Source organism: Martinezella sp. CNPSo 3959, from assembly GCF_057784355.1.
Map to the genome: position 1 here is coordinate 277,467 of NZ_JBXSOV010000004.1, position 11,610 is coordinate 289,076.

Annotated in this window: 11 protein-coding genes; 9 read left to right on the plus strand and 2 right to left on the minus strand. The window is 62.7% G+C overall.

What is annotated here, in order from left to right:
• The first annotated feature begins 45 nt into the window (after positions 1–45).
• Genes AC13RE_RS13750 through AC13RE_RS13760 form a run of 3 tightly spaced genes read left to right on the plus strand, consistent with a single transcriptional unit; the run spans position 46 to position 3,456 of the window.
• Positions 46–1,998, plus strand: a complete 1,953-nt coding sequence (locus tag AC13RE_RS13750) for a pseudouridine synthase (RefSeq protein ID WP_488563314.1) — start codon at positions 46–48, stop codon at positions 1,996–1,998.
• Positions 1,999–2,004: 6 nt separating this feature from the next.
• Positions 2,005–2,571, plus strand: a complete 567-nt coding sequence (gene rsmD / locus AC13RE_RS13755; RefSeq protein WP_132715935.1) for a 16S rRNA (guanine(966)-N(2))-methyltransferase RsmD — start codon at positions 2,005–2,007, stop codon at positions 2,569–2,571.
• Between the two features lie 18 nt (positions 2,572–2,589).
• Complete coding sequence (locus AC13RE_RS13760; protein ID WP_488563315.1) at positions 2,590–3,456, plus strand: patatin-like phospholipase family protein; 867 nt, start codon at positions 2,590–2,592, stop codon at positions 3,454–3,456.
• A 43-nt stretch (positions 3,457–3,499) separates the two neighbouring features.
• Here AC13RE_RS13760 and AC13RE_RS13765 read toward each other — a convergent pair whose 3' ends face one another.
• Positions 3,500–5,320: a monovalent cation:proton antiporter-2 (CPA2) family protein gene (locus tag AC13RE_RS13765; RefSeq protein ID WP_488563316.1), complete on the minus strand. Its 1,821-nt coding sequence runs from the start codon at positions 5,318–5,320 to the stop codon at positions 3,500–3,502.
• Positions 5,321–5,470: 150 nt separating this feature from the next.
• Here AC13RE_RS13765 and AC13RE_RS13770 point away from each other — a divergent pair, with 150 nt between their 5' ends.
• The 6 genes from AC13RE_RS13770 (at position 5,471) to lpxK (ending at position 11,341) form a co-directional block, all read left to right on the plus strand.
• Positions 5,471–6,823 carry a TldD/PmbA family protein gene (locus AC13RE_RS13770; protein ID WP_488563317.1) on the plus strand — a complete coding sequence of 451 codons (1,353 nt, stop codon included), beginning with the start codon at positions 5,471–5,473 and terminating at the stop codon, positions 6,821–6,823.
• Positions 6,824–6,849: 26 nt separating this feature from the next.
• The gene (locus AC13RE_RS13775) at positions 6,850–7,656 is read left to right on the plus strand and encodes a 3'(2'),5'-bisphosphate nucleotidase CysQ (RefSeq protein WP_488563318.1); all 807 of its coding nucleotides are present in this window, start codon (positions 6,850–6,852) and stop codon (positions 7,654–7,656) included.
• 61 nt (positions 7,657–7,717) lie between these two features.
• On the plus strand, positions 7,718–7,963 hold the full coding sequence (locus AC13RE_RS13780) for a DUF4170 domain-containing protein (protein ID WP_015338950.1): 246 nt from the start codon (positions 7,718–7,720) through the stop codon (positions 7,961–7,963).
• Positions 7,964–8,143: 180 nt separating this feature from the next.
• Positions 8,144–9,463 (plus strand): lipid IV(A) 3-deoxy-D-manno-octulosonic acid transferase, encoded by a 1,320-nt coding sequence (gene waaA, locus AC13RE_RS13785; RefSeq protein ID WP_488563319.1) that lies wholly within the window; start codon positions 8,144–8,146, stop codon positions 9,461–9,463.
• 12 nt (positions 9,464–9,475) lie between these two features.
• On the plus strand, positions 9,476–10,207 hold the full coding sequence (locus AC13RE_RS13790) for an HAD family hydrolase (RefSeq protein ID WP_132715941.1): 732 nt from the start codon (positions 9,476–9,478) through the stop codon (positions 10,205–10,207).
• Positions 10,208–10,291: 84 nt separating this feature from the next.
• Positions 10,292–11,341 (plus strand): tetraacyldisaccharide 4'-kinase, encoded by a 1,050-nt coding sequence (gene lpxK, locus AC13RE_RS13795; protein ID WP_488563320.1) that lies wholly within the window; start codon positions 10,292–10,294, stop codon positions 11,339–11,341.
• 29 nt (positions 11,342–11,370) lie between these two features.
• Here the strand turns inward: lpxK and AC13RE_RS13800 are convergent, their stop codons facing one another.
• Positions 11,371–11,601 carry a DUF2093 domain-containing protein gene (locus tag AC13RE_RS13800; protein ID WP_015338954.1) on the minus strand — a complete coding sequence of 77 codons (231 nt, stop codon included), beginning with the start codon at positions 11,599–11,601 and terminating at the stop codon, positions 11,371–11,373.
• Positions 11,602–11,610 lie beyond the last annotated feature (9 nt).

Sequence of the window (11,610 nt, forward strand, 5' to 3'; positions counted from 1 at the left end):
CGTGACCTGATAGGAACACGCGTTAAAAATTCAGGCAAACAACAAATGACGATGAATGACAAGCCCAAGCGGCCTGGGTCTAAACCCTTCGCTGGCGACAAGAAGACGATAAAGCGCGATGGCGCGAAGCCTGCGAAGGCCGCAACCGTCAAGGCTGCGGATGAAACCGCAGTCGAGGATGGAAAGGCCGAGCGCATTTCCAAGGTGATGGCGCGCGCTGGTGTGGCCTCGCGCCGCGATATCGAGCGCATGATCCTCGATGGCCGCGTCAAGCTGAACGGCGTGCTGCTCGATACGCCGGTGGTCAACGTGACACTCGCCGACAAGATCGAGGTCGACGGCGTACCGATCCGCGGCATCGAGCGCACCCGCCTGTGGCTCTATCACAAGCCGGCCGGCCTGGTGACCACCAACGCCGATCCTGAAGGACGCCCGACCGTTTTCGATAATCTGCCGGAAGAGCTGCCGCGCGTCATGTCGATCGGCCGCCTCGATATCAACACCGAGGGCTTGCTGCTGCTGACCAATGACGGCGGCCTTGCCCGTGTTCTGGAATTGCCGACGACCGGTTGGCTGCGCCGTTATCGCGTGCGCGCCCATGGTGAGATCGATCAGGAAGCGCTCGACAAGCTGAAGGAAGGCATTGCCGTCGATGGCGTGCTCTATGGCTCGATCGACGCGACGCTCGACCGCACCCAGGGATCCAACGTCTGGATCACCATGGGCTTGCGCGAAGGCAAGAACCGCGAAATCAAGAACGTGCTCGGCGCGCTTGGCCTCGAGGTCAACCGCCTGATCCGCATCTCCTATGGCCCGTTCCAGCTCGGCGAGCTGCCGGAAGGCCATGTGCTCGAGGTACGCGGCCGCACGCTGCGCGACCAGCTCGGCCCGCGCCTGGTCGAGGATGCCAAGGCGAATTTCGATGCGCCGCTCTATAACGCCCCGGCCATTGCCGAACCCGAAGAGGCGGATGCCAAGCCGGCTCGGACGCCCCCGGTTCGCGCGGGCAAGGAAGAGCGCCCGCGTCGGGAGCGCCCCGAGGATAAGCGCGAGCGTGCGCTCAGCCGTCTCGATACCAAACGCGATGCTAAGCGCGACGATCGTCGCGAAGGCGGCCGCGATGGTGGGCACAAGGACGATGACCGTCAGAAGCGCCAGCCGCTCGGTCCGCGCCGCAGCGCCAATGTCTGGATGGCGCCCGGCGCCCGCCCGCTCGGCGAAAAGGCAGCCGCGAAGGCGGCCAAGAATGCAAAGACCGCCTCCCGGCGCGGCGAGCCTGAACGCCCGCAGCGCAGCGGCTTCGACCGTCCGGACGAAGGCCCGCGCGTTCGCATCAATCGCGTCGACGAGGGCGATGGCGAGTGGATCCGTTCGAGCGAGGAAGCGCCGCGTCGCTCGCGTGGCGATGATGAAGGTTTTGATCGCAAGCGTTCGCGCGGCGACCGTCCGCAGGGTGACCGTCCCGCTCGTAGGGATCGTCCGTTTGGCGATCGTCCGCGTGGTGAACGTGGTTCGCGGCCAGAGGGTGGCGATCGTCCGCGTGGGAAATCCTTCCAGGGGGAAGCCCGCTCCGAGCGCTCCTTCGGAGATCGGCCCGCGCGTGGCGATCGGGCTTTCGGCGATAAGCCCCGTGGTGACCGGCGTCCGCGCGCCGAGGGAGACGAGCGTCCGCGCAGCAAGTCTTTCGGCGGCGAGCGCCCGCAGGGGGATCGTCCGCCGCGCGATCGGCCGTTTGGTGATCGTCCGTCCCGGGGCGACCGGCCCTTCGGTGACCGTCCGCAAGGCGAGCGTTCCTTCGGTGATCGTCCGGCCGGCAAGCCCTTTGGCAAGAAGCCAGGCGGCGGCAAATCCTTTGGCGGCAAGCCGGGCGGAAAGCCCGGTGGTTCGCGCGGCTTTGGCGGCAAGCCCAGCGGTGCAAGTCGCCCCTCTGGCGGTCCGCGCGGCGGTTCCGGTCGGGGTGGCCCCGGCAGGGGCGGTCCCAAGGGCGGCAGGGGCTGACGCGCGGTGAGGATCGTCGGCGGTGAGTTTCGCGGTCGCTCGCTTGCAACGCCGAAGTCGAACGACATTCGTCCGACGGCGGATCGCACGCGCGAAAGCCTGTTCAACATTCTGAACCATGCCTATCCCGAAGCCATCGACGGCACGCGGATGATGGATGTATTTGCCGGCACCGGCGCCGTCGGGCTGGAGGCAGCCTCGCGCGGCTGCCGGCATGTGCTCTTCGTGGAAAGCAGCGTCGAGGGCAGGGGCCTCCTTTGGGAAAACATCGAGGCGCTCAGCCTGCACGGCCGCACGCGCATGCTGCGCCGGGACGCGACGGATCTCGGCAGTGTCGGCAATCTCGAGCCCTTCGATTTTCTCTTCGCCGACCCGCCATATGGCAAGGGGCTGGGCGAGAAGGCTTTTGCGGCCGCTGCCGCCGGTGGCTGGCTGGTGCCGGGCGCTTTGGCGATCCTCGAGGAGCGCGCCGATGTTACAGTTGCTGCGCCGTCGGATTTCCTGTTTCTGGAGGAGCGAACCTTCGGTGACAGCAAGATGCATTTCTTCCGTTACCAGCCGCTGGCGGCCTGACGGAGGAGGGAGAACAATATGGGCGATTATGCTGATTTCGTCGGCAGCGACTATCCGCTCGCCGCTTCCGGCACGCCGAGCGTCGCAGTCGCCTTCGGCTGCGGCGGTGCACGCGGTCTCGCCCATATTCATATCATAGAGGCGCTAGACGAGCTCGGTATCCGCCCCGTCGCCATAGCAGGTTCCTCCATCGGCTCGATCATGGGCGCGGCCATGGCCGTCGGCATGAGTGGCGCTGAGATCCGCGACTATACGCTGGCAACCGTCGGCAATCGCCCGGCCGTTCTCAACAAGATCTGGAGCCTGCGGCCGGTCAGCATGCGTAGCATCCGCTTCGGTCAGTTCAATCTCGAACGCATTCTGCGCACCTTCCTGCCGTCGGCCATTCCGGAAAGCTTTTCCGAGCTGCATATACCGCTGAAGGTGATCACGACCGATTATTACGACCAGGCGGAGGTCGTCATCGAGAAGGGCGAGCTCTTCCCCGTGCTCGCCGCCTCTGCAGCCATTCCCGCCGTGTTCATGCCGGTCAAGCTCGGAGACCGCGTGATGATCGACGGCGGCATTATGAATCCGGTTCCCTATGAACATCTGGCCGGGCTTGCCGATATCATCATCGGCATCGACGTCGTCGGCGGGCCGGAAGGCAGCGGCCGACAGGTTCCGAACCGCATCGAGAGCCTGTTCGGTGCCGGCCAGCTGACCATGCAGTCCAACATTGCCTTGAAGCTGCGCCTGCAGGCGCCGCAAATCTTCCTGCGCCCTGCCGTCGGCCGCACCGGCGTCCTCGATTTCCTGAAGGCACGCGATATCCTCGCCATGTCGGCCGGCGTGAAGGACGAGCTGAAATTCGCCCTCGACCAGGTGATGACAGCGAAGAACTAAGTATTCGCCGATAAGTTGATGCCAGTCCGTACAAACAAAACCGCTAAACCCGCTCCGGCTCCTCCTGCGGCAAGGCAACAAGATCGTCTGCATCGCTGTAGGTGTCGACTGCACGCTTCGGCTTGACCAGCGGCTCCGGCTTGACGGGGCGCGAGTAGAGCATGTCGGTGCCGGCCTGCAGCCCCTCGCTGACCTGCAGCACGAGCCGCTGCTCGTCGCGTTTGCGGATATCCTCGCCGATCTCATAGGCTTCCGCCTCGCTGACGCCGAGCGCCTCCAGCGTACGGCGGCCGAAGAGCAGGCCGGATTCCAGCGTCTCGCGCAGCTCATAGTCCACGCCCTTGTGACGCAGTTCGATCGAATGAATGCGATCGTAGGAGCGCACGAAGATGCGTGCGTGCGGATAATCCGTCTGCACGAGTTCGACGATCTTGTCGGTCACCTCGCGCAGATGCGTGCTGACGACGACGATCTTGGCGCGATCGATGCCGGCGGAGCGCAGCACGTCCTTCCGTGTGCCGTCGCCGAAATAGATCCGGAAGCCGAAGCTCGATGCCTGGCGGATGCGATCGGCGGAGAAATCGATGACGGTCACGTCGCGGCCGCTGGCAAGCAGGATCTGCGCGGCGATCTGGCCAAAACGCGAAAAGCCGATCATCAGCACGTCGGAGCCGGCACCCTCGAAATCCTCGTCCAGCTCTTCCTGCGTGTCGCCCTTGACCAGCCGCTTCGCCAGCGCGGAACTCAGCGGCGTCAGCGCCATCGACAGCGTCACGATGGCGATCAGCGTCGAAGCCGTATTGGCGGAGAAAAGCCCGCCGCTGGCGCTGGCGGCGCTGAAGAGCACGAAGCCGAATTCGCCGCCCTGCGGCAAGAGGCCGGCAATACGCACGGCATCGTTATGCGGGGAGCCTGTGGCGCGGCAGAGCGCATAGATCACGATCGCCTTGATGAACATCATGACCGGAACAGCGAGCACGATCAGCACCCAGTTGTCGAGGATGACATCGAGTTTCAGCGACAGACCGACGGCGATGAAGAAAATCGCAAGCAGCACGCCACGGAAGGGCTCGATATCCGCTTCCAGCTCATGCCGATAGGAGGATTCGGCCAGCATTACGCCGGAGAGAAAGGCACCCATCGCCATGGAAAGACCGGCAAGCTGCATCAGCGTTGCCGATCCCATGACGACGAAAAGGGCGGCTGCAATCATCGCCTCGCGGGCGCCGGTGCGAGCGATCACCTGGAACAGCGGCGTCAGCAGATAGCGGCCGGCGATAACCATTGCCGCCACCGCACCGACGGCGATTGCCAGGCTCGGCAGGGGATTGGCGGTTTCCTGCGCGCCGTCGAGCACGGTGATCAGTGCCAGCAGCGGCACGATGGCGAGATCCTGCAGCAGCAGCATCGAGAAGGAGCGCTGGCCGTATTTCGTGTTGACGTCGCCTTGCTGTTCGAGGATCTGCATCGCGAAGGCAGTCGAGGAAAGCGCCAGGCCGAAGCCGATGATGATGCTGCCCTTCCAGCCCGCAATGCCGCCGAAATAGGATGCCACCATCAGCGCCAGTCCGCTGAGGACGACCTGCGCCGTGCCGAGGCCGAAAATATCGCGACGCATCTGCCACAGACGCGATGGTTTCAACTCCAGACCGATGATGAAGAGCAGGAAGACGACGCCGAGTTCGGCAACCGCAAGCACGGCCTCGCTGTCGCTGATGCTGTGGAGAATCGGCCCGATCACAACGCCGGCGGCGAGATAGCCAAGCACTGTGCCAAGCCCCAGTTTCTTGAAGATAGGGGCCGTGACGACGGCGCCTCCGAGCAGCAGCAGGGTTTCGGTGAAAAGCGTATTGGGGGCGGACATCGTCTGTTTCTTTCCGTGGGGCAGGCGGTGTTGCGACGCGCGGCCATTATAAACAACCATGCGTGAAGAGATTAGAACAAGAATCGGCTTTGCCGCCCTTGATGCTTTATGTAGTGCACAATAAATGGAACGCGAAGGAAAGGCCAAGTCATGACCTCTGAAATCGATTCTGCCGCTCTGCTTTCCCGCGCCAGCCAGTTGATCGACCTCGCCCGGAAAGCCGGTGCGGATGCGGCCGATGCCGTTGTGGTGCGCTCGAGGGCCCATTCCGTCAGCGTTCGCCTCGGCAAGGTCGAAGGCACGGAATCCTCCGAGAGCGACGATTTTTCGCTGAGGGTCTTCGTCGGCAATCGCGTCGCCAGCGTTTCGGCCAATCCAGGCTTCGATCTCAGCGCTCTTGCCGAGCGCGCCGTGGCGATGGCCAAGGTTTCGCCGGAAGATCCCTTCGCCTGCCTCGCCGATGAGGCGGATCTCGCCAAGAGTTATCCCGATCTCGAACTGTTCGATCCGACCGAGGTTTCCACGGAGCAGCTACGCGAAGCGGCGCTTGCGACCGAGGCGGCAGCTCTTGCCGTTTCCGGCGTTACCAATTCTTCCGGGGGCGGCGCCTCGGCCGGCATGGGCGGCCTTGTGCTCGTCACCTCGCATGGTTTTTCCGGCCACTATATGGGCTCGCGCTTCGGGCGTTCCGTCAGCGTCATTGCCGGCGAAGGCACAGGCATGGAGCGCGACTATGATTTCGACAGCCGCCTCTATTTTGCCGATCTCGATGCGGCTGAGGAGATCGGCCGCCGCGCCGGCGAGCGGGTGGTCAAACGCCTCAATCCGCGGCAGGTTCCGACCGGCAAGAATGTCACGGTCGTTTTCGATCCTCGTGTCGCGCGCGGCTTCGTCGGCCATATCGCCGGCGCCATCAACGGCGCGTCCGTCGCCCGCAAGACCAGCTTCCTGCGCGACAAGATGGGACAACAGGTGCTGAAATCCGGCCTTTCGATCACGGACGATCCCCTGATCGTGCGCGGGCCATCCTCACGCCCCTTCGACGGCGAAGGCGTGTCTGGCAAGCGGCTCGTCATGATCGAGGACGGTGTGCTGAAGTCCTGGTTCCTGTCCACGGCGACGGCGCGGGAAATCGGCGGTGGGCTGAAGACCAACGGTCGCGGTGTCCGCGGCGGCACGTCCGTATCGCCTGCTTCCACCAACCTAGCGCTGGAACCCGGCGATATTTCGCCCGAGGAACTGATCCGCAACGTCGGTACGGGCTTCTATGTCACCGAGCTGATCGGCCAGGGCGTCAATATGATCACCGGCGAGTATAGCCGTGGCGCCACCGGCTTCTGGATCGAAAACGGAGAATTGACCTTCGCGGTTTCGGAGGTAACCATCGCTTCCAACCTGAAGGACATGTTCATGCGCGTGACGCCGGCGAACGACATCGACCGAGATTTCGGTATCGCTGCTCCGACGCTTGCTATTGAGGGCATGACGCTCGCAGGCCGCTGAAAACGAGCGGAGATTGGAATTCGTCAATGATCGATAGCAAAGCCGGCCAATTGAGCGACGTGGACCTGATCGTGGGTGCCGCGCTCGAGGCGGGCAAGATCGCTCTCGGTTTCTTCCGGCAATCACCGGAAGTCTGGTGGAAGAATAACGGCCAGTCCCCGGTCAGCGCCGCGGATTTTGCCGCGAACGAAAGCCTGGCCGCCACGCTTCGTACCGCAAGGCCCGATTATGGCTGGCTTTCCGAGGAAACCGATGATGACGCCGAGCGTCTGAAGCACGCGACCGTCTTCGTCGTCGATCCGATCGACGGCACCAGGGGTTTTCTCTCCGGCCTGGATCTATGGTGCGTCAGCGTTGCCGTCGTCACTGACGGCCGGCCGGTGGCGGGTGTCCTCTATGCGCCGGCGCTGGACGAGCTCTTCGTGGCGACGGCCGGCGGTGAGGCCTTGAAGAACGGCGAGCCGATCAGCGTTTCCCAGAGGGTCGGCGACGATATCAATCGTCTCGCGACCGGCGAGGAGATGCTGAAGGGCTTCGATCCGGATTTTCGCAAGACGGTCGAGCGGGTGAAGCACGTGCCGTCGCTCGCCTATCGCCTTGCCATGGTGGCGGACGGCAGGCTTGAGGGAACAATCGTCAAACGTAACTCCCACGACTGGGATCTCGCCGCCGCCGATCTCATTTTGGAGCGAGCCGGCGGCGCTCTCGTGGATCTTTCCGGCAAGACATTGCGCTACAACCGCGCCGAAGTATCCCATGACGAACTTTGTGGTGCGTCGGCAGCACAATTACCGGAGTTTCTCCGTCAACTATCGAACCGACGAGACGGTTGACCTTTCCGTCAAAATCCCGCAGATGAAGGACGGAGGGGGACGACAGTAGAAAGAGACGAAAATGACTGATACCAGCGGCAAAAAGCAGCTCCTGCACCTTGTCTTCGGCGGTGAATTGGAAAACCTCGAAGAGGTCCAGTTCCGCAATCTCAATGAGCTCGATATCGTCGGTATGTATCCCGATTATGCGAGCGCGCTGGTGGCGTGGAAGTCCAAGGCACAGCAGACTGTCGACAATGCCCATATGCGTTATTTCATTGTCCACCTGCATCGTTTGCTGGATCCGCAGGAAAAAGCGGCATCCTGAGGTCGCGTTACTCCGAATTTTGCATTTGATATCTCCATCCGGGAAAGCGTTGTCGCTTTAAATCCGGCCATGAAGCAGTATCTTTGACACAATAAGAACGAAAATTCGGCTGCTTATTCGGCCGCGTGGTTATCGGGATTTGGCATAGATGATGATCAGCTGGGATGGGAGGCGGTCGAAATGAGTAGCCTCAGGGCGCGTCTTGCCTTGAGCGCCTATCGTTTCGGCGGAATTGCCGTTTATCCGTTCATCGGGCCTTATCTCGCCGTTCGCGCGGCGAAGGGCAAGGAAGATGGCTCCCGCAGGCTGGAGCGCTCGGGTTATGCCAGCGCCAACCGCCCGCAGGGACCGCTGGTCTGGTTCCATGCCGCAAGCGTCGGCGAAACCTCGGCCGTCATTCCACTGATCCGAGAAATCCGTCGTCGCGACATTCACGTCATCCTGACGACGGGCACGATCACCTCTGCCAAGGTCGCGCATCAGCGGCTTGGCGACGAGGTAATCCATCAATACGTTCCGCTTGATCTCAAGCCTGCCATCAAGCGGTTCCTCGATTATTGGCAGCCCGATTGCGCCATTTTCGCCGAATCCGAGATCTGGCCGACAACGATCATGGAGCTTGGCCGCAAGCGCATTCCGCAGATCCTCGTCAACGCCCGCATGTCGGATCGCTCCTTCGCGCGCTGGAGCCAGCATCCCTCGCTTGCCGAGGCGCTGTTCGAAAATCTGGCGCTGGTCGTGGCCCAGTCCGACCTCGATGCCGAGCGCTTCCGGGATCTCGGCGCCCTGCAGGTTCTCAAATCAGGCAATCTCAAGGTGGATACCGACGCGCCGTCCTATGACGCGCCGACGCTTGCCGGCTACATGAAGCAGGTCGGCGACCGCAAGACCTGGGCAGCTGTCTCCACCTTCGAGGGCGAGGAGGGTGCTGCCGCCTCCGTGCATTCGATGCTCAAGGAGCATAACGGCCAGCTCACCATCATCGTGCCGCGCCATCCCGAGCGCTGCGATGCGATCGAGGCGATGCTGGTCGAGCAGGGCCTGAAAGTGGCGCGCCGCACCCGCAATGACATCCTTTCGCCCGATGTCGATGTCTTCCTCGGCGATACGATCGGCGAGATGGGGCTTTACCTGCGGATGACCGAAGTCGCCTTCATGGGCAAATCGCTATTCAACGAAGGCGGCCAGAATCCGCTTGAGCCGGCCATGCTCGGCTGCGCGATACTGACGGGCGGCCATGTCCAGAATTTTCGCGACTCCTATCAGCTGCTCGCCCGCCGCGGCAGCGCCCGCATGGTGCGCGATACCGAGATGCTGGCGCGCGGCGTGCATTATTTGCTCACTAACGACACGGCACGACGCGGTATGATCGACGCCGGCTTCGCAGCCGTGCATGAAATGCGAGGCGCGCTGGCCGCAACGGTCAAGGGCCTGGAGCCCTATATCAATCCGCTTTCGGTCAAGGCGCGGCTGATGCCGAAGACAATGGCGAACGGATAAGAAGGGAAGGGTATGACAGCGGCGAAGCTGGGAGCGATTGCGGGTATTCTTTTCGACAAGGACGGCACGTTGCTCGACTATGATCAGAGCTGGTTGCCGGTCAATCGCGAGCTTGCCAGGATCGCTGCTCAGGACGATCCCATTCTTGCCGATCATCTTCTCTCCGCCTGCGGCATGGACCCGATTACCGGCCACATCGTGCCGGATAGCCTGCTTGCGGCAGGTAACACCCGGCAGATTTCCGAGGGCCTGGTGGCTGCCGGCTCGAAAGTGGATGTCGCGGAGCTGGTGGAAAAACTCGACGCGCTTTTTGCGCATGCGGCCGATTTCTCCTCGCCTGTCACCGATCTCGCTGCCTTCTTCCAGCGCCTGCATGAGCGTGGCTACAAGCTTGGCGTTGCCTCCAGCGACAATGAGCGCTCCATCCGTCAGACCGCGCGCCGCTTCGGCTTCATCGACTATATCGATTACATCGCCGGCTATGATAGCGGCTTCGGCACGAAGCCGGAGCCGGGCATGGTGCTCGGCTTCTACGCGGCGACCGGTCTTTCGCCGGCACAGGTCGCCGTCGTCGGCGACAACAATCACGACCTCCATATGGGGCGCAACGCCGGTGTCGGCCTGACCGTCGGCGTGCTGACAGGCACCGGCTCGCGCGAAACGCTGACAGCCGCATCGGATTATTGCCTCAACGACATTACCGAGCTTGAAAGCCTGCTCATGCCTGTGGCGCAATCGGCCTGATCCCGGCAATGGCTTGCTTTTTCATGCAATCTGCCCTTTCTTGCCGGTTGGTCGCAGGCACAGGAATAGGGCTGGATTAGACGCATGGTATCGGAAGCCCCACCTTTCTGGTGGCGAAAGCCGGATTGGCGCGCCTGGGGGCTCTCACCCTTTTCCTTCCTGTATGGTCGTATCGCCGGACATCGCATGCTGCATGGCAAACGCGCCTCCGTGCCAGTGCCGGTCATCTGCGTCGGCAATTTTACGGTCGGCGGCGCCGGCAAGACGCCGACGGCGCTTGCGCTTGCCCAGGCTGCCAAAGCCAAGGGGCTGAAGCCAGGTTTCCTCAGCCGCGGCTATGGCGGCTCGCTCGACGTCACGACGGTCGTCGATCCCTCGCATCATCATGCCACGGCCGTCGGCGATGAGCCGCTGCTGCTTGCCCGCGAGGCGCTGACGGTCATTGCCCGTCGCCGTGCCGATGGTGCGGAAAGGCTCGTGCGCGAGGGGGCTGATCTCATCATCATGGATGACGGCTTCCAGAGCGCGCAGATTGCGATCGACTATGCCCTTGTGGTGGTCGATGCCGGCAGGGGCATCGGCAATGGCCACCTGGTTCCAGGCGGTCCTGTGCGCGCGCCGCTGCGCACGCAGCTCCTCTATGCGTCCGGCCTGCTGAAAGTCGGTGAAGGTACCGCCGCCGATCGTGTTGTGCGTCTTGCGGCAAGGGCGGGGAAGCCTTTCTTTTCAGCGAGCGTCAGAGTGCGTGGGCACGAGGATTTGCGCGGCCGCAAGGTGCTTGCCTTCGCCGGCATCGCCGATCCGACCAAGTTCTTCCGCACGGTCGAGACGCTGGGGGCCGATATCGCCGTCGCACGCAGCTTCGGCGATCATGAGCATCCTGGCGAGGACGACGTCTCCGACATGCTCGACATAGCCGCGCGCGAAGGGCTGGAGATCGTCACCACGTCGAAGGACTACGTGCGCCTGATCGGCCATCATGGCCGCGCCGACGAACTGCTGCAGTGCTGTAGGGTGATCGAGATCGATATGGTCTTTGACGATCCCCAGGCCCCAGCCCTGATTATCGACAGGGCCATTGCAGCCGCACGAGAGCGGCGCTTGGGGGAAAAGCGCAATAGCAAAGCGGCCTAGGGCCACGTCTGGTTATTCAGCGAGAGAAATCAGCGCTTCTGGTTGGGTAGCGCGCCGGCGCGCTTTTCGGCTTCGAGCGAAGTGATGACGTCGGCATAGGGCTCCTGCCGGGCAACGCTCCAATAGCGCAGCTCATCGAGCGCAATATGCTTGCCGGTCATGGCGCAGACGACATAAGAACCCGGCATCAGGATCTGGAAATCGCCGTCGAGGTAGCGAATTTTCGCCTCGCGATTTCCATGTCCTTCAAAAAGATTCATCTGATGCCC